Origin of the sequence: Clostridium sp. OM02-18AC, from assembly GCF_003481825.1 — a bacterium.
GTDB lineage: Bacteria > Bacillota > Clostridia > Lachnospirales > Lachnospiraceae > Brotaphodocola.
The window spans coordinates 20,999-39,154 of record NZ_QULW01000023.1 but is presented as its reverse complement, the minus strand read 5'-3'; the positions used below and the strand labels follow the sequence as shown (position 1 = coordinate 39,154).

Below are 18,156 nucleotides of genomic sequence, written 5' to 3'. Positions count from 1 at the left end.
TAATACAAGGGAGAAAATGGGTATGGATTCTTTAGTAAGTATTGTGGTTCCTGTATATAATGCAGAACGATATATTTTTTCTTGTGTCCATGCATTGCAGGGACAAGATTACTCAAATATAGAAATTATTCTTGTAGATGATGGTTCAACAGATAACTCACCATCTATTTGCGATGCGTTAGCTGGGATAGACACGAGAATAAAAGTTGTACATAAAAAAAATGGTGGTGTAAGTTCCGCCCGTAATAGTGGAATCGATATCGCAACAGGTCACTATCTGATGTTCGCAGATAGTGATGATTTGTATGAAAAAGATATGGTTTCCAGAATGGTGTTTTTAGCGGAGCGTTGGAACACAGATTTCGTGATTTGTGGTTTTTGCGTGGCAGATTCTTTTGAGAAAGCACAGTTACCAAGGTTAAAAGAGGATACTTCGGAATATGTGCATGCGCTGTCTAAAAGAGAATTTTTAAAAAATTTGGGATATATGGTAGCGCGCAGACCAACGATGTTTGCACCATGGAATAAATTATTTGTGTTAGATATTGTTAAGAAATATGAGATTAGATTTAAACCAGAGGTGAACTATGGTGAGGATTTTTTATTTAATTTACAGTATGTTCAATATTGCAACGGTGTTATAGAAACGGATGAACCATTATATAATTATTTAATGCAAAATCCGGATTCCCTGGAGGCAAGATATAAATCAGACTTATTTGAAAATCAAACGATGTTATATATGGCTGCGAAGCAATTAATGATAGAAAATCAAATTTATGAAGGGGCAAATGTGTATAATTTGGATTGTTATTATACACATAGGATTCTGTACTGTATAAAAATGCAGAATCATAAAGAAAATATAAGGTCGATTCCTGAAAGGCGGCAGTATGTTGCTCATTTTTTTGATAAAGAAGATGCGGCAGCTGCTGTGTGCGGAGCGAATTTAACAGGAGATAGGGAACTAAAGTTATTAACAGAGTTAGTAAAAGCAAAGCAGTATGATAGAATTTATGATGCTATTGTAAATGAAGAAGATTATCAAGACGATGAACTAAGCCATATACGTTATAAAGTTATAGAATGTGGACCTGGAGGAATCAGATGGATTCCATATACATTTAAATCAGTAAAGAAATATGGTTTAATTATTACTGTAAAAAGAGTTGTAGGAAAAGTTGTACGGAAGTTTGGAGGTAGGAAATGCCTGCTATAAGTGTAATTGTACCGGTATATAAAGTAGAAAAATTTATTGATCGATGTGTGGAGTCAATTGTGAATCAGACATTGAAGGATATAGAAATTATATTAGTCGATGATGGGTCGCCAGATCAATCAGGGATGATGTGCGATGGATGGGCTGAAAAAGATGAACGTGTTGTTGTTATTCATAAAAAAAATGGAGGATTGTCTGATGCTCGTAACTATGGATTAGATGTGGCTACAGGTGATTATGTGACATTTATTGATAGTGACGATTGGATTGATTTAGACATGTTGGAAGTATTGCTTGATGCAGCTAGAAAATATCAGGCAGATATAGCAGAATGCAGCTGGAGATGTATTTATAGCAATCGTATTGAGGAAGAAACAGACAATACAGGAGAATATGTTGTAGGTGATAATATATTTGCATTACGAGGAGAAATCGAATGGAAATATTTTAAACCAATTGCATGTAATAAAATTTATGATAAGCATATATTTGAGGACATAAGATTTCCGGTTGGAAAGTTGCACGAGGATGAATTTACAACACATCTGGCATTTTATAAAGCAAGAAGGCTGGTATATATAGATACTTCAAAATATAATTATGATCGAACAAGAGAAGAGAGTATTACGGCGGTATTTCGTGAGAAGAATCTTGATGTTATAGAAGCTCTGCAGAGTCGGTTGGATTTTTTCTATGAAAAGGGTTTAGTAGAGTTACAGCCACAAATGGAAAACTTATATTTTCATATATTGCTAGATCGTTTGTATAAATGCTACGTCTATGGAATAAGAACAGAACGAGTAAAGAAAATAATTCATGATACAAATGAAAAATATTTTTTGAATATGGGTTTACCATTAAGTCCTCAATGGAAGTATGAATTATCGATCCTGAAGGTGTCATATGGTTTGTTTGCACTTTGTAGAAAATACAAAACAATAGACAAAATTGTTCGAAAATTCAAGTTTGTTTTATATGGTACAAGTTGTTGTTAATGTGTTAGAAAATAAGGAGTATGAAATGAATGCGAAGCGAAAAAATAATATTGAGTTAGATCGCTTTATGCTTGCATTGCCGGTATGTCTTATGCATATTGGATCTTCAACCATGTTAGGGGTTAGAGGCTTTAGTTATGGTGGATATGCGGTTGAATGTTTTTTGGTATTATCAGGTTTTTTTTTGGCGCGTATGTTAGAAAAGGAAACAAATGGATCAATCTTTAATACAGCTTTAAATATTACAAAATCACGATTTAAAACGTTGGCTCCATATTATTATCTTTGCTTTGCCACTACATTTTTATATAAGTGTATTTATTATTATAGAGCCGGTATATTTACGCAAGTTGAATGGTCACAATTTTTGAATAATGCATTGATAGAACTCTTATGTTTAAATGGATTGTTTTATAGGACTATGCATGTAAATGGTCCAGGATGGTACATTTCAGCTTTATTATTCGGCGGTTTTATTGTAATATCTATTTATTTAATAATCAAGCGTATGTTAAGAGATAAATCACAAAAATGCTATATTTATAGTTCGCTTATTTTATTTTTTATATATATGTATGTGTTGAAAGTTGCAAATGTGAATATTGAAAGAATTATACGCACACTTGTTTCTCTTTGGATGGGTATGGCTGCATGGAATATTTATAAGAAGTTTAGTGAACATATAGCAAGTGTTCATTCGTGCGTGTTAGATATACTTGAAATTATTTTAATAATTATGTTGGTTAGTTGCTTTTTTTCAACTAATCTTTTGTGGGATAGAAAATATATAACATTAATATTTGCGTTATTTTTGGTATTACAGTATTGCGGTAATTCAAATTTGGATAAAATATTTAGTTTAGAAATATTTGGTTATATGGGTAAGCTAAGCTTGCCGATTTATTTAGGGCAGATGTTGGTCATTTGTAAATATGCTTTTAATCCGGGCTATGATATAACAGCAGAGGGATACTTAAGCTATATTCTAATACTATTTTCTGTTATATTATGGTCAATACTAATAGAGTGTTTTTTGAATATTTTAAAAAATAAGAAAAATATTGTTGAGGTAATGAAAAAGCTAGATAATAGGTATCTTCTTTTTTTCAGTATTGTATTGTTCATAACATCATTTTCAAACGATCGTGTTTTTTTTGTGTTTCAAGACATGAGTAAACTAAATTGGATGGTGTATATTTCTTCTAAAATCATTTTATTAATATTAGAAGTTACGATACCACAATATTTTTTTATAAAAATAAGAAAAAAAATCGATTATTCGTGGTTAAAAAGTTGGGTAATTTTATTTGGTGTATATACAGCCTGTTTATTATTAGTTTGGCCAGGAATTTGGAACAATGACGAATTCTTGATTTTAGGAACGATACAACATTGGGATATTCAGTTTCATCAAAGTTTGTTGACCAATTTGTTTTATATTTTGTCTATTATGATTTATCCAAGTTGCGGGACAATTATCTGGATACAAGTTTTGATTTGTTCTTTCATTGGAGCTTATTCCTTTAATATTTTGAAAAAGAAAAATAAATATATAGCATATGCTTTATATATAGCATTATTAATGCCACCAACGATTTATTATATTTTATATCCATTACGAGTTACTTTATATTCATTTTTGATGTTATATTTATTTGCATTTAGCGTTGAACTAATAAGTGAAACACGAGAAATAACTTTGGCTCAAATTGTGAAATTGGGTATAATGATTGCTCTTATTTCTTTCTGGAGAATTGAAAGTCGGTTTTTCATTATTGTTCTTACTTTATTGTGGGGAATATGGCTACTTGTAAAACATAAGAAAACCTTGTTTATATGGTTATTGGCTAGTGTTTTTTTACCGTTCGGTTTATTGTCTCATGTTAATAATGCATTCGTAGATAAAAAAACATCGCAGATTGCCACATTGAATTCTTTTGTTACAGGAATTAGCATACTTTTGACTAACGATGAATTACGCTCTTTCAGAGATATGAAGGAGGTTATTAGTTCGATTGATAAAATAATGAGTATTCGTATGTTGATTGAACATTCATCGGCAACAGATTTGTATGCCGTTTATGGATATATTGCGCCATATGATTTTACAGATGATGAATATCGAGAATGTTTAAAGAGCGTGGCTGAATTGATTATTTGTAATCCAATAGAATATTCTGAAGCTAAATATGAATTATTTGCGCATTCAGTTGCTGCTCCAAAATATGATTTTTGGATTAGTCCGGCAAAAAGTATTACTGATTCGGAAAAGATAGCTGTTTCATATGGAGTATCACCTTCTATATTAAAAATTTATAGACCATTTAATGAAAAATTACGGTCGGTGGTTTCATATTTTCTGACGGGAATGTATGTATTGCCGGATTCTGGGGTAATGGCATATAGCTATATGTGGAACTTATGGGTGCCAATACTGTTTCTTATATTTGGTTGTATAATACTAAGTATGTTAAAAAATTGGTATATGTTAATGTTGAATATATCGATTATTACAGACTTTTTGATTGTATATATGACAGCACCAAGTGTAAATAGCATGTATTTTTATCCGTTTTATCTTGTTGGGGTGTTTTGGTTTTCATATATATTGATACTTATTCTAAAAAAGAAAAACAGAAAATAAGAGATGAGGAATCTCTTTTATCCTAAAAAAGAGTGTTAGGTAGATGAGATGGCTTCGGTCTAGTTTTAATATGTACTATATTGTGTTTTTTTGGTTGGAATTATAATAAATGGCGCAAAATATTTAAAAAAATTTTGCACCTGGGTGAAAGGAATAATAAACATAAAAATGAGAGAAAACAAGGAGAATACTCGAGTTATTTATACGGATTTACTTCGGATATTGTCTATTTGCGCCATCATTTTATTGCATGTTGCATCCAAGAATATGTGGGCCTATTCGGTAGAGGATAGAAATTTTAAAATATATACGATCTATTCGTGTATGACACGTTGGGGTGTACCTATTTTTTTTATGATAAGTGGCTCTTTTTTGTTGCAACCAGAAAAGAATATTACTAGGAACAAAATTAGTGCATATTGTAAACGACTTTTAGTTGCTTATATTATTTGGTCATGTATATATGCTATTTGGAACACCGTTATGGAAAAAGGTTTTTCGTTAAATGCATTAGATATAGGAATGCTAAAGCTAGTAATTGATGGTCCATATCACTTCTGGTTTATGTTTGTTATGTTGGGTTTGTATATAGTAACACCTTATTTACGAAAGTTAGTTGCTACGTCTAGCAAAGACGAATTAAGAAACTTGTTATGTATTTGGGCGTTTTTTTCAATTGTAGTACCAGTACTTAAAACTTATAATTTTGATGGAAACTTGGTAAATTTAATTGAGCGCACAAAGATGATTTATTGTACAGGTTATTTTGGATACTATTTTTTAGGATATTATATGAGCAAATATGAAGTATGGAAAAGGCAGAGTGTGGGTGTTTATCTGCTTTTTCTGATGTCAATGGTATTGACAGTTTCCTTTACATTTCAAATAGAATCATTGAATGGAATGAGAAATGATTTTTGGCAAGACAATTTTTCACCAACAGTTGTTTTAACAGCGATGACTTTATTTTCAATATTTAAAAATTTAGAAGATTATTTAAACAGAATATTTAACGAAAAGATGAAACACAGAATAGTTATTTTGGCAAATGCAAGTTTTGGTGTTTATTTGATTCATGACTTGTTTATAACATTATTGTGGAAATTGCAAATTGATACTATGAGATTTAATCCTGTCTTAAGTGTTCCTATGATTTCTATCATAATAATTGCTTTGAGTTTTCCAATATGTGTGGGATGGCAACTGTTAAGAATAAAATAAATTGTTTATATAGTGAGCAATACTTAAATATGAATTATAATAAAATTCAATGTGGGTGGCATTTGTACAAAATTTTATACATAAGCGAAAGGAATGGATATAATAATGAACAAAATATTACTCTTTATACCTATGTATAATTGTGAGAAACAAATTATACGAGTATTGGAACAATTAAATGATGAAGTATGCAAATATTTGACTGAGGCTGTTATTATTAACAATAGAAGTACGGATCATGGGGAAGAAGTTGTAGAAAATTATTTAATTAAACATACACTTCCATTGAAAGTTAGTTTGCTTAGAAATGATGAAAATTATGGTCTTGGTGGATCACACAAAGTTGCATTTCAGTACGCTATTGATAATAATTTTGATTATATAATAGTTTTGCATGGTGATGATCAGGGAGATATTTCAAATGTCCTTCCTTATCTCCAACGTGGTGAGTTTGAAAAATATGAGTGTTTTCTTGGAGCAAGATTTATGAAAGGTTCTAAGCTTCAGGGCTATTCTCGATTTAGAACATTTGGAAATATAATATATAATTTTTTGTTCAGTATTGGTTGTCGCTATAAAGTGTATGATTTAGGTTCTGGTTTAAATATGTATAAAGTTGATATTCTGAAGGATAAGTTTTATATAAAATATAAGGATAATTTAATGTTTAATTATTGTATGATATTAGGATCTGCATATTATAAACACAAAGTGAAATTTTTTCCAATTGTTTGGAGAGAAGATGATCAGGTCTCAAATGTTAAAATGGTAAATCAAGCAATTACGGTTCTGAAGCTGCTTGGCGCTTATATCTTAAATAAAGACAAGTTTATACGTGCAGAGCACAGAGAAGTTTTAATAAAAAACTATTCAGCTCAAACTATTTATACAAATATACAAAGGTAAGGCATCTATATTATGAAGAAAGCTCAGCTTAAATATAATCTGATAAATATCTCTATTATTTTTCTTGCAACATTATTATTTATTTATGAATTTCTTGATGTAAATATATTGTTTGTAGAAAATAATGTTATATATATAATTATAATTGTAGCTACAGCATGTTTGGTGCATTTTATAAAGGCTTGTAGGCTTTATTTGGCGTTATATGGATCTAACTTGAAAACATTGGATTATATAAAAACATACTGTAAGGTGACGCCAGTAGGATTAGTGTTCCCATATAAATTGGGAGAATTTTTTAGAATATACTGTTACGGTAAAGTCCTTAATAATTTGCTGCAGGGAATTGTAACGGTAATGCTAGATCGTTTTATGGATACTATGGCACTTGTAACAATTATTTTGTTATTATGGATATTTAATGGAGGGCATATTTCAGCGGTAACATATGTGCTGCTTTTGTTTTTACTCTTTGCACTTTTGATTTACTTTTTGTATCCTGGAATATATTTGTTTTGGAAAAAATACTTTTTGAAAGCCAACGCAACAGAACGAAAACTAATGTTTTTAAAAGTACTGGATGCGCTGAATAATGTTTACCGAGAAATTTGCAATGTTTTGAAAGGACGAGGTATTGTTTTGTACTTTTTGTCGTTGGTAGCGTGGGCAATGGAGATTGGGAGTCTTACCTTGTTATGTGGAATAGAAAACAAAAATCAGTTAAATGATATTATCTCTCAATACTTGTTATCAGCAATTGGAGTTGGATCATCGATAGAATTGAAGCGTTTTGTCTTCATTAGTATTATGTTGTTGATGGTCGTATATTGTATAATAAAAATATATGAAGTACTTTGGAGAAAAGGAGCACGTAATGAAGGTTCTGGTAATATATGATGATACTGGACGAAAAAGTGAAGTTATTACAGATATCATTGGCGAAAAAGGTTTTGCAGATGTTGTAGTAAAAAAAAGAAAATTGGAAGAATACTATAGCAGTGAGATAAAGAAGCTTTATCCGGAGTTGATATGGAAGAAAATACATTCAACATTTGAATATGTAGAATTTATGAAAAAATTGGAACTAAATGCTGCTGAAGATATCAGAGTATTACATTGTTTTTCAAATTATCTTATATCTGATAGCACAAAGGCGATGCTTTCTTTTAAAAAATTAGAATACATAGATACATCATATGTAGCTCTTTGTGGGACGAAAGCTGCATTGGCAATGTTCCCTTCATTAGATGAGTATATTGCATTTGGCAAGAGTATTATATCTGGGGTGAAAGCTTGGGATCTCGCAAGAGACATAGAGGACTCATTTCAAATAGAAGGACTTGTAGATATTGGGGTAATAGGTAATTTTATCCAGTGCATTACAGGTAATTTTGATTCAAGATATTTTAACTCTCTTTCGGGAAATGAATACACATTAGTAAAAAGTTCCTCAAATAAGAAAAAAATTAAAGCCGAGTATATGTATTACCATTTGCTTCCGGAAGATATGCAATTCTGGTTTGTTATGCCATTTAATTATCAGGAAACAGAAACTATGGCAAGTTATACAATGGAACGACTTCATATGACTGATTTAGCAATTAAATGGGTTCATGGATCAATGGATGAAAATGAGTTCGAAGAGTTGCTGGATAGATATTTTTATTTTTTCAAAAGCCGACATCCTAAAAAATGTTCGAAAGAAGAATATAAAAAAATTGCTGATGCATTATATGTGGATAAAGTAAATGAGCGTATCAAAAATTTAAAACACCTTACGGAATATGATACGTATATTAAGCCATTACTAAGTTGTACGAAAGATTGTACGATTGATGCATTAGTGGAAAAATATTTTGAGTTAAAAACCAGAATAGAAAAGCAAGTAGAATATATGCCAGAAGTAGTTATAGGTCATGGAGATCCTTGCTTTGCAAATACATTATACAATAAATCGACCAAGACATTAAAATTCATTGATCCCAAGGGAGCAATTACGGAAGATGAACTATGGACTAATCCATATTATGATATAGCAAAATTGAGCCATTCTATTTGTGGACGATATGATTTCTTTAATAATGCTTTATTTGATATTAAGATAGATGCATCGTTTGATTATAATTTGGAGATACCTTTTGATAATTCAAGATATATAGAGTTATTCAAAAATAAGGTAGAGGAAGAGGGATATAATTATTTCTCTGTGAGAATATATGAGGCATCTCTGTTTTTATCTATGTTGCCGCTTCATATCGATAATCCACATAAAGTATTAGGATTTATTTTGAATGTGAGGAATATACTCAAGGAGATTGAAAAAAATGTTTAAAGATTATTCTTTGGTATTTGATATTGATGGAACACTTTGTCCTCTCAAGAAGAGCAGTGAACGATACGAGGATTTAATCCCATTTCCCGAGATGGTAAAAAAGTTGAAGTATTATAAGGAAAATGGTGCAAAAATTATCCTTTATACATCGCGCAATATGAATTCATACAATGGAAATATTGGACTTATAAATAAGCACACAGCAGCAATATTGACTGCATGGCTTGAAAAATGGGAAATACCATATGATGAGATTGTTTATGGCAAGGTATGGCCTGGACACAAGGGCTTTTATGTAGATGATAGAACAATAAGACCAGATGAATTTCTTAAGTATTCTCTAGAAGAATTAAATGAAATTTGTAAAAAATCAAGATGCCATTCTTTTGATAACGAACAGGAGAAAAATTAAATGGATAGCAAGATGATAGATATTGTAATTACTATGGGAGGATTAGGATCTCGTTTTAGAAAAATGGGATATACAGTTCCTAAATATATGATAGAGGCGAAAGGAAAAACTCTTTTCGAATGGTCAATGATTAGTCTTGAAGGTTATAGAGCACAGACAAATCAGTATATTTTCATTGCAATGAAGGATGAACAATGTGATGTTGAAAAATTTATAAATGAAAAATGTCAAAAATTAGGATTTCGCAATTATCATGTGATAGTTTTGGATTATTTGACGGATGGTCAGGCAACGACTGCAATGATGGCGCAAAAATATTGGAATTTAAATAATGCGCTTTTAATTTATAACATCGATACATATGTCGAAGAAGGCGCAATGAATAGTACTGAGTTAAGAGGTGATGGTTTTATTCCATGTTTTTGCGCGGAAGGAGATCACTGGAGTTTTGTTAAACTTGATGATAAAGGAAAAGTTGTAGAGATTAAAGAAAAGAAGAGAATATCAAATCATTGTACGCTTGGGGCATATTATTTTAAGTCTTGTAGACTTTATAAGGAACTTTATGAAGAATACTATAGTAAAACACAAGAATTAGTAAATGGTGAAAAGTATGTAGCACCATTGTATGATTATTTATTATCGAAGGGGGGAGAAATTTATATTTCAGATGTTACTCCAGAAAAAGTACATGTATTAGGAACACCAGAGGAATTGCAGACATTTTTGGAGGAATAGAATAAAATGAAAAGATTATTGCTCCAAGCAATTAAATTTGTTGGGCTGAGTGGTATTGGCTGGATCTTGGATTTTTGCATTTATATGGGATTAGGTTTTGTTTCATCGAAGCTATTTATTAATAATATTATCAGTTCATGGGCGGGGGTAACTTTTGTGTTTGTGTTTTCAACGCGCAAGATATTTCAAAATAATAGCGAAGTTCCACTTAAATGTAAATATATGATATATATATTATACCAATGCGTACTGATACTATTAATATCAAAGTTACTCAATGTAATTAATATTATGATTTTAAATTATATAACGATCGACATTGTAGTTCGTTTCTCTTTTGCTATAGCAAAAATCTTTGTTACACCGATTACTATGGTGTTAAATTTTCTTGTAATGAAGAGTATAATGGAACGGATATAGTGCTTATGTGGAGGAACTGATTATGAAAGTAGTAGCTTTTTTACCTGCTAAGGGGAATAGTGAAAGAATTGAAAGCAAAAACATGAAATTGTTGGATGGTAAACCATTATTTTTGCATACACTGGAGAAACTTGTTAATTGTGATTTTATTGATACAGTTTATTTAGATTCAGAATCAGACGAGGTGTTAAATTATGCATCGTACTTGAATTACATACCATTAAAAAGAGATCCCAAATTGGCAAATAATAATACAGATGGGCATAAATTATTTTACAATGAAGTTTCTCAAGTGGATGCAGATATTTACATACAAATTTTAGGAACAAGTCCTTTTATTAAGGAAGATACAATAAGAAAAGGAGTAGAAATACTGAAGCAATATGAGGAATATGATTCAGTTGTTTTAGTAAAGAGAGAAAAACAATATACTTGGAATGAAAAAAGTCCTAATTATGATTTGAATAATATTCCTAATAGTAAAGATTTACCAGATACAGTAATTGAAACTATGGGATTGTATATTGTTAGATCGGAATGTGCACATAATGAAAAAAAACGTATTGGTAAACATCCGTTTTTAATGAATGCAGATGCAATAGAAGCTGTTGATGTAAACTATCCAGATGATTTTTACCATGCTGAGATGATTGCGAAAGGATTGCATATGGACGAGGTGAAAAAATTTTCTGTAATGTCTAATCATCTAAGTTCATGTACATTTTCTGATATTTTATGGGATTTGGGAGTAAAAAATTGTTTTATTTCTGGTTTGCGTTTAAATATCAAAGGTAAGTGCGTGATGGGAAGGGCTAATACTTTAAAGCTTAGAAAATTATTAGAAAATGAAGATTTCAGAGGCATTTATAAAGGACTTGAGACATATAAAACAATGCGTAGCGGAGACATTATAGTAGTGGAGAATGAATGCAATGATAGAGCCTATTTTGGAGACTTGAATTGTAATTTAGCAATTAGAAGTGGTGCTATAGCAACGATAATTGATGGGGTTACTAGAGATATTACAAAAGTGACAGATTTAGCATATCCAGTTTTTTCGGAGGGATATTGTGGAGCTGATGTACGAGGAGTAGCAACGGTAGAAAGTTATAATAAACCAGTGTATATTAAGAATGTGAAAATATGCCCAGGTGAGTTGATTTTTGGAGATATCAATGGTGTTGTAGTAATTCCTCACAGATATGAAAAAATTGTATTAGAAAAAGTAGTACAGGCTATGAGAACAGAAAAGATAGTTATAGATAAAATTATAGACAATGTTGATGCATATACAATTTATGAACAGGAAGGTGCATTTTAAGGAAAAAGGCATGGATAAATTATTGATAATAGCAGGACCTTGCGTTATTGAGTCTGAAGAAAATGCAATGCTAATTGCAGAGAAGATGAAACAAATAGTAGCCAGACTAGGCGTTGATTATTATTATAAGGCATCTTTTGATAAGGCGAATAGAACAAGTTTGGATTCTTATAGAGGTCCTGGCATTGAAGCGGGATTACGAATATTAAAAAAAATAAGGGACACTTATAATTTGAAAATTTGTACAGATATCCATGAGCCATGGCAGGCAGAATTAGCTGCGGAAGTCTGTGATATTATACAAATACCAGCATTTCTTTGTCGACAAACAGATTTATTGGTAGCAGCGGCAAAAACTGGAAAGATAGTGAATGTCAAGAAAGCTCAGTTTTTAGCTCCATGGGATATGAAAAATGTAGTAGAAAAAATTGAAAAAAGTGGAAATAAAAATATTATGCTTTGTGAGCGTGGAACTTCTTTTGGATATAATACATTGATTGTTGATATGACTGGGATCATTGAACTGAAAAAACTTGGATATCCGGTAGTAATGGATGCTACTCATAGTGTTCAAAAGCCAGGAGGACTGGGAACAAAAACTGGGGGAAATCGGGAATATGTCGAACCATTAGCCAAAGCGGCAGTTGCAGTTGGAGCAGATGCATTATTCTTCGAAGTTCATCCAGATCCAGATTATGCACTTTCTGACGGACCTAATATGGTTGAATTGAACCAGTTTGAATCATTATTAAAACGGGTAATTCGAGTATACAACGCGGTACATTAGTGACAGAATATGAAGGTGACAAAGATGAATGTTCTGAAGGAAGCAGTGAGGGTATTTGATATAGAAATAGAGGCTTTACAGAAAACAAAATTAGCATTAGATGACACGTTTGTAAAAATTGTGGATTTGATTACTACATGTGAAGGAAAAGTAGTGGTTACTGGTATGGGCAAATCAGGACATGTAGCATCAAAAATATCAGCGACTTTTTCTAGTTTGGGAACATCTTCATTTTATATGAATCCCGCTGAAGCTATGCATGGAGATCTTGGAATGCTTTCTGCGAAAGATATTGTAATTATTATTAGTTACAGTGGCGAATCGGAAGAAATTGTGCGTATACTTCCTAATATTAAATTAATTGGTGCTATGATTATTGGTATTACTGGGAATGCTAGTTCCACATTATCTAATGCGGCTGATATAGTGCAGATATTGCCCCAATTTGAAGAAGCTTGCTATTTGGGATTGGCTCCGACATCTAGTACGACAAGTGTTTTGTGCTATGGAGATGCACTTGCGGTGGTAGCAAGTGGAATATATGGATTTAAAAATGCAGATTTTGGAAAGTTTCATCCAGCGGGTTCATTGGGGAAAAAATTGGTTTTAAAAGTTGACGATTTGATGGAAAAAAATTCTGAAAATGCAATAGTTCATGTTAGCGCACCATTGAAAAGTGCAATTATTGAATTGAGTAAAAAGGGATTAGGGATAGTTTCTATTGTGGGTGATAATAATAAATTATTGGGTGTGATTACAGATGGTGATTTGCGAAGACAGTTGGAATTAGGCGTAGACGTGTATTCGTTAAAAGTTGAAACAATAATGACACGAACTCCGAAAACGATAAAAACCGGAAAATTAGCAGTAGAGGCATTGACTCTGATGAAAAAAACGGGAATATCGTGTTTGCCAGTTATAGACGGAGAAAAAGTTGTTGGAACGATTCGACTCCAAAGAATAATTGGGGCAGGTATTGTTGGATAATTAAAGTTAATGAATACGAAGAATAATTGGAGGCAGGTATTTGTGAATATAGTCAAATATCTTGTAATGGATGTTGATGGAACTCTTACAGACGGGAAAATATATATGGGTGAACATGGAGAAATCTGTAAGGCTTTTGATGTTAAAGATGGATGTGGAATACATGAATTGGCAATCCCAAATGGAATTAAACCAGTTATTATAACTGGAAGAATATCAGATATAGTTTCTAGGAGATGTCAGGAATTAGAAATAGAACTGGTTTATCAAGGGGTCAAAGATAAGTTAAAAAAATTGAAGAGTACTATTTCTGATTTATCTCAAGTTGCGTATATTGGTGACGATATAAATGATTTGCCGTGTATGATGGAAGTTAAAAAAAACGGAGGAGTTGTTGGCTGTCCGCAGGATTCTGTCAAAGAAATTCTAAATATCTCTGATTTCGTTTCATCTTATAAAGGTGGCAATGGTGCGGTGCGGGAATTTATTGAGTGGATACTTTATTGATGGTTTGATATAGGAAGGAAGAATTTATGTTACGTCAAATTTGGCCATTATGTAAATTATACCAATTATCTGAACGAGTTTATGATTTACAGGCACAAGTATTACAATTAAAAGATGAAAATATAACATTAATAAATGAAAATAAGATGCTAATAAATGCAAATATGAAGAATCAAAAAAAAATTGTAGATTTGAATGATATGCTTTCAAAATATCATAATGGTATAAAAACACTTGACGATCAACTAAAAAAACAATGCGACATATTTGAACGTTATCAACACGAAACGGCAGATTATGATTGGTATTCAAAATATGGATACGATTGGATGATATCTGATTTACAAATGAGTTACGTAGAGTCCGTATTACCAGGTAATAGAAAACGTCTATTAGATTTAAGAGATAGTCATATGGGAGAGAGTTGCTTTATTATTGGAAATGGACCTTCTTTGAGCGCAACCGACTTAGATATTTTGAAAAAAAATTGTATATTTTCATTTGCATCTAAGCGGATAAATCTGATATATGATCAGACAGATTGGCGACCTGATGTATGGGCTGCATCGGACTTGGACTATATTGAAACTAGTTTAGATGAGATTAAGGCAATGTCTGGGTATATAAAGATGCTTTGTGCACAAACAATTACACGTCAAATAGGAATCGATAAAAATGCGATTTATTATCCGTTTATTCAAATGGAACGTAGACCACCATGGTTTAATGCGGACATTATGAGGGGCGTACACTTTTGGGGAACAGTTACTTGCAAATTAATTAATATTGCAGTTTATATGGGATTTAAGTATATATATTTACTGGGAGTGGATAATACATTTCCATTTAAGAAAAATGAAAAGGGGCAGTATGTATGTGATTTAGATAAAAAAAATCATTTTAGTGATAAATATTATGATAAAAGATATGCAGATAAAATGTATGAAAATATTGATAATGTGATACGGGCAAGACAGTATATGGATGAATCATATAAGAGCTTAAAATGGCATTGCGATTTTTTGAAAGTAAAAGTGTTTAATACTACAAGAGGCGGTGAACTTGAAACTTTTCCAAGAATGGATTTAGATTATGCTATAGAGGAAATTAATAATAGGCGTGGATCAGAGTGAAAAATGAATTGCAAGTAATAAAGCGGATAGTGTCGGAATATATAGAAACGCTCACGTTGTTGTTTCAGTCAAGAATCAGAAGTTTAGTTAATAAGGTATTTGTTATGGGTGTATAGACGGTGAGTATGGATAATATTAATAAAAGTATATTGAAACGATTTTGCAAACCAAGTCTATTGGCAGTTTTACAATGGACTATAATGAATAATTTACAAATAGATAAAATTTTTTTATTTATATGATATAAATGTTTCTTTGTATAGTAAACGCTCCAAAGTAAGTACCTGTTCTTTACTTCTGGTTTCTGCGATAATAAAAAAGAACAGATGATTACGAACGTTGATAAAGCAGCTAATTTATTCGATAAAGATTCAACGATAGATTTGGTCAGAACATTTCAGAATAGCGGTTGGATTTTAAATAAACCTATTTCTGAAAATCTAAGAAAAAGTTTTATTTATTTTTTAGGACAAAAAGATTCAGATGGAACATATAAGCTATTGTTTCGTCTTTTCTGGAATCCTTTTATTCCAATTTTAGGATTATTAATGGCTGAAATATGTGCGATAATTAAAAAGCATGGCTATGGATTTTGATTAAAGTTGTGATTGTTATTTTGACAGAACTAGCGGCATGGTTTATGTATTACTTATCTGTGTATTTAATCGGATATGTGCTGATCATATATTGGTTACTATATATTTGCGGAGATGTTTCAAGAAAAAAATAAGTGCACGTTTGAAATGAGATGAGATGTTAATGACAAAAAAGTATAAAGTATCCATTATTATGGGAATATATAATGGAGAAAAAACGATGGACACAGCAATAGAATCAATAAGTTCCCAGTCTTTCAAAGACTGGGAACTTATCGTATGTGATGATGCGTCACAGGATAATACATGGGAAAAGCTACAGGCCTGGAGCCAAAAGGATTCACGCATTAAAGCAATTAGAAATTCCCAAAACCTGCGTTTGGCAGGAACGTTAAATAAGTGTTTATCACATGCATCGGGAAAATATATTGCAAGGATGGACGATGACGATATCAGTTATCCACAGCGTTTGGAAGAGCAGGTTTCTTTTTTGGAGACGCATCTGGAATATGCTTTTGTCGGAAGTCAGGTTGATGGATATGATGGGAAGCGGCTGATTCCTGATTATTGGAGAAGAAAAGAGAAACCTCAGAAAAAAGATTTTCTGGAAGCTTCTCAGTTTATTCACCCATCAGTGGTATTTAGGAAGGAAGCGCTTTTGCAGGTAAACGGGTATCGCGCAGTAAAGGAAACAAGGCGGGCAGAGGATTATGACTTGTTTATGCGCTTATACGCAGCCGGATTGAAAGGATATAACCTTCAAAAACCACTATTGAGATATTATATTGATGATAGAAAAACGTCATATCAATGCCGGATGGAAGAAGTGAAGGTTCGTTATCAGGGATTTAAACAATTAGGATTGATGCCGTGGGCGCTGCCCTATGTAATAAGACCATTGCTGGTAGGTTTGATTCCCAAAAGAATGCTTCGGATATGGAAACAGGATTTACGGAACTAAGGGAAAATAAAGATTATGGTGAAGATATGGTAGGAATTGTTATTCTGAATTATAATAGCTGGGATGATACAGAAGCCTGTATTCATAGTATTCTGGAAGCAGAGCCGGATCTGGATTACCGGATTTATGTGGTGGACAATGCTTCGCCGATGCGACCGACGGAAGCGTTGATCGAATGGCTAAAGAAGCAAGGTGTTGTATTGATCCAAAATGTTCGAAATAGTGGATATTCAGCGGGAAATAATATAGGAATAAAACAAGCGCTGCAGGATAAATGTGATACAATTTTGATTAGCAACTCGGATGTAAGATATGAACCACACAGTATTTCTGTGATGTATGAATATTTAAAAAAGAACCCGGATGTGGGCATTGTAGGGCCTAAGATCATTCGAAAAAATGGAACAGTTCAGAAAGAATGCATGTTGATGAAAACGGGACCAGGGGAAAAATATCTTCTCCGGACTCGTTTGTATGTACTATTCCCGGGATTATATCGGAAGTACTGGGGGAAAGATCATGATTATGATCATGAGATATTCGAAGTTTATGCGGTCCTCGGATGCTGTTTTATGTTTAGCCGGAACTGCGCAAACGAAGTAACCCCTTTGGATGAACATCCGTTTTTATACGAAGAAGAATTGATCTTGGGCATTCGGATGGAAAAATCGGGATGGAAAACGGTGTATAATCCAGAAAGTGTTATTCATCATCTTCATAGCCAAAGTACAGAAAAGGTCAAGGCATTTGCTTATACATGTAATATCTGCAGCGAGATATATTTTTGTAAAAAATATTTGAACATGAAAAACTGGCAGATTCGTCCTTTATATTGGTATCGGTCTGCGTTATATGCGTTAAAGATGCTGAAATGGTCAGACTTTAGGAATTATAGGAAGGAATATAAGAGAAAAACAAAGCTTGAATTTGATGAGATGTAACAATAATAAAGGAAATGCAACTTACTGACAAAAACT

General features: G+C 32.1%; 17 protein-coding genes. All 17 read left to right on the top strand.

Going from position 1 to position 18,156, the window contains the following annotated elements; translation table 11 throughout:
* The first annotated feature begins 22 nt into the window (after positions 1-22).
* The 17 genes from DXB18_RS14315 (at position 23) to DXB18_RS14230 (ending at position 18,120) form a co-directional block, all read left to right on the top strand.
* Complete coding sequence (locus DXB18_RS14315) at positions 23-1,219, top strand: glycosyltransferase (protein ID WP_207665797.1); 1,197 nt, start codon at positions 23-25, stop codon at positions 1,217-1,219.
* A complete protein-coding gene (locus DXB18_RS14310) occupies positions 1,207-2,214 on the top strand; it encodes a glycosyltransferase (protein WP_118708555.1) in 1,008 nt (335 codons plus the stop codon). The genes DXB18_RS14315 and DXB18_RS14310 overlap by 13 nt, the downstream gene beginning before the upstream one ends.
* Positions 2,195-4,858, top strand: coding sequence for an acyltransferase family protein (locus DXB18_RS14305; RefSeq protein ID WP_118708553.1), 2,664 nt, complete (start codon positions 2,195-2,197; stop codon positions 4,856-4,858). Before DXB18_RS14310 ends, DXB18_RS14305 begins: the two co-directional genes overlap by 20 nt.
* 168 nt (positions 4,859-5,026) lie before the next feature.
* The gene (locus DXB18_RS14300; protein ID WP_118708551.1) at positions 5,027-6,079 is read left to right on the top strand and encodes an acyltransferase family protein; all 1,053 of its coding nucleotides are present in this window, start codon (positions 5,027-5,029) and stop codon (positions 6,077-6,079) included.
* Positions 6,080-6,184: 105 nt separating this feature from the next.
* Positions 6,185-6,985: a glycosyltransferase family 2 protein gene (locus DXB18_RS14295; protein WP_118708549.1), complete on the top strand. Its 801-nt coding sequence runs from the start codon at positions 6,185-6,187 to the stop codon at positions 6,983-6,985.
* A gap of 12 nt (positions 6,986-6,997) precedes the next feature.
* Positions 6,998-7,882: a lysylphosphatidylglycerol synthase domain-containing protein gene (locus tag DXB18_RS14290; RefSeq protein WP_118708547.1), complete on the top strand. Its 885-nt coding sequence runs from the start codon at positions 6,998-7,000 to the stop codon at positions 7,880-7,882.
* A complete protein-coding gene (locus tag DXB18_RS14285; RefSeq protein WP_118708545.1) occupies positions 7,860-9,317 on the top strand; it encodes a hypothetical protein in 1,458 nt (485 codons plus the stop codon). The genes DXB18_RS14290 and DXB18_RS14285 overlap by 23 nt, the downstream gene beginning before the upstream one ends.
* Positions 9,310-9,729, top strand: coding sequence for a capsular biosynthesis protein (locus DXB18_RS14280; RefSeq protein ID WP_118708543.1), 420 nt, complete (start codon positions 9,310-9,312; stop codon positions 9,727-9,729). Before DXB18_RS14285 ends, DXB18_RS14280 begins: the two co-directional genes overlap by 8 nt.
* Entirely contained in the window at positions 9,730-10,467 is a 738-nt protein-coding gene (locus DXB18_RS14275) for a glycosyltransferase family 2 protein (protein ID WP_118708541.1), read from the top strand.
* Between the two features lie 442 nt (positions 10,468-10,909).
* Positions 10,910-12,208: a cytidyltransferase gene (locus DXB18_RS14265; protein WP_118708537.1), complete on the top strand. Its 1,299-nt coding sequence runs from the start codon at positions 10,910-10,912 to the stop codon at positions 12,206-12,208.
* Positions 12,209-12,218: 10 nt separating this feature from the next.
* Complete coding sequence (kdsA, locus tag DXB18_RS14260; protein WP_243103513.1) at positions 12,219-12,995, top strand: 3-deoxy-8-phosphooctulonate synthase; 777 nt, start codon at positions 12,219-12,221, stop codon at positions 12,993-12,995.
* 24 nt (positions 12,996-13,019) lie between these two features.
* Entirely contained in the window at positions 13,020-13,982 is a 963-nt protein-coding gene (locus DXB18_RS14255; protein ID WP_182430598.1) for a KpsF/GutQ family sugar-phosphate isomerase, read from the top strand.
* Positions 13,983-14,024: 42 nt separating this feature from the next.
* On the top strand, positions 14,025-14,489 hold the full coding sequence (locus DXB18_RS14250) for a 3-deoxy-D-manno-octulosonate 8-phosphate phosphatase (RefSeq protein ID WP_182430597.1): 465 nt from the start codon (positions 14,025-14,027) through the stop codon (positions 14,487-14,489).
* A gap of 26 nt (positions 14,490-14,515) precedes the next feature.
* A complete protein-coding gene (locus tag DXB18_RS14245) occupies positions 14,516-15,622 on the top strand; it encodes a 6-hydroxymethylpterin diphosphokinase MptE-like protein (RefSeq protein WP_118708529.1) in 1,107 nt (368 codons plus the stop codon).
* Positions 15,623-15,948: 326 nt separating this feature from the next.
* Positions 15,949-16,218, top strand: a complete 270-nt coding sequence (locus tag DXB18_RS14240) for a hypothetical protein (RefSeq protein ID WP_118708527.1) — start codon at positions 15,949-15,951, stop codon at positions 16,216-16,218.
* A gap of 157 nt (positions 16,219-16,375) precedes the next feature.
* The gene (locus DXB18_RS14235; protein WP_207665794.1) at positions 16,376-17,179 is read left to right on the top strand and encodes a glycosyltransferase; all 804 of its coding nucleotides are present in this window, start codon (positions 16,376-16,378) and stop codon (positions 17,177-17,179) included.
* On the top strand, positions 17,155-18,120 hold the full coding sequence (locus tag DXB18_RS14230) for a glycosyltransferase family 2 protein (protein WP_243103510.1): 966 nt from the start codon (positions 17,155-17,157) through the stop codon (positions 18,118-18,120). The genes DXB18_RS14235 and DXB18_RS14230 overlap by 25 nt, the downstream gene beginning before the upstream one ends.
* Positions 18,121-18,156: the final 36 nt, after the last annotated feature.

What these genes read in the sequence shown, in the direction of transcription:
- DXB18_RS14315 (WP_207665797.1), top strand. Translation starts at nt 23, where the DNA reads ATGGATTCTTTAGTAAGTATTGTGGTTCCTGTATATAATGCAGAACGA.
- DXB18_RS14285 (WP_118708545.1), top strand. Translation starts at nt 7,860, where the DNA reads ATGAAGGTTCTGGTAATATATGATGATACTGGACGAAAAAGTGAAGTT.
- DXB18_RS14310 (WP_118708555.1), top strand. Translation starts at nt 1,207, where the DNA reads ATGCCTGCTATAAGTGTAATTGTACCGGTATATAAAGTAGAAAAATTT.
- DXB18_RS14240 (WP_118708527.1), top strand. Translation starts at nt 15,949, where the DNA reads ATGATTACGAACGTTGATAAAGCAGCTAATTTATTCGATAAAGATTCA.
- DXB18_RS14255 (WP_182430598.1), top strand. Translation starts at nt 13,020, where the DNA reads ATGAATGTTCTGAAGGAAGCAGTGAGGGTATTTGATATAGAAATAGAG.
- DXB18_RS14265 (WP_118708537.1), top strand. Translation starts at nt 10,910, where the DNA reads ATGAAAGTAGTAGCTTTTTTACCTGCTAAGGGGAATAGTGAAAGAATT.
- DXB18_RS14230 (WP_243103510.1), top strand. Translation starts at nt 17,155, where the DNA reads ATGGAAACAGGATTTACGGAACTAAGGGAAAATAAAGATTATGGTGAA.
- DXB18_RS14300 (WP_118708551.1), top strand. Translation starts at nt 5,027, where the DNA reads ATGAGAGAAAACAAGGAGAATACTCGAGTTATTTATACGGATTTACTT.
- DXB18_RS14280 (WP_118708543.1), top strand. Translation starts at nt 9,310, where the DNA reads ATGTTTAAAGATTATTCTTTGGTATTTGATATTGATGGAACACTTTGT.
- DXB18_RS14295 (WP_118708549.1), top strand. Translation starts at nt 6,185, where the DNA reads ATGAACAAAATATTACTCTTTATACCTATGTATAATTGTGAGAAACAA.
- DXB18_RS14275 (WP_118708541.1), top strand. Translation starts at nt 9,730, where the DNA reads ATGGATAGCAAGATGATAGATATTGTAATTACTATGGGAGGATTAGGA.
- DXB18_RS14245 (WP_118708529.1), top strand. Translation starts at nt 14,516, where the DNA reads ATGTTACGTCAAATTTGGCCATTATGTAAATTATACCAATTATCTGAA.
- kdsA (WP_243103513.1), top strand. Translation starts at nt 12,219, where the DNA reads ATGGATAAATTATTGATAATAGCAGGACCTTGCGTTATTGAGTCTGAA.
- DXB18_RS14290 (WP_118708547.1), top strand. Translation starts at nt 6,998, where the DNA reads ATGAAGAAAGCTCAGCTTAAATATAATCTGATAAATATCTCTATTATT.
- DXB18_RS14305 (WP_118708553.1), top strand. Translation starts at nt 2,195, where the DNA reads ATGGTACAAGTTGTTGTTAATGTGTTAGAAAATAAGGAGTATGAAATG.
- DXB18_RS14235 (WP_207665794.1), top strand. Translation starts at nt 16,376, where the DNA reads ATGTTAATGACAAAAAAGTATAAAGTATCCATTATTATGGGAATATAT.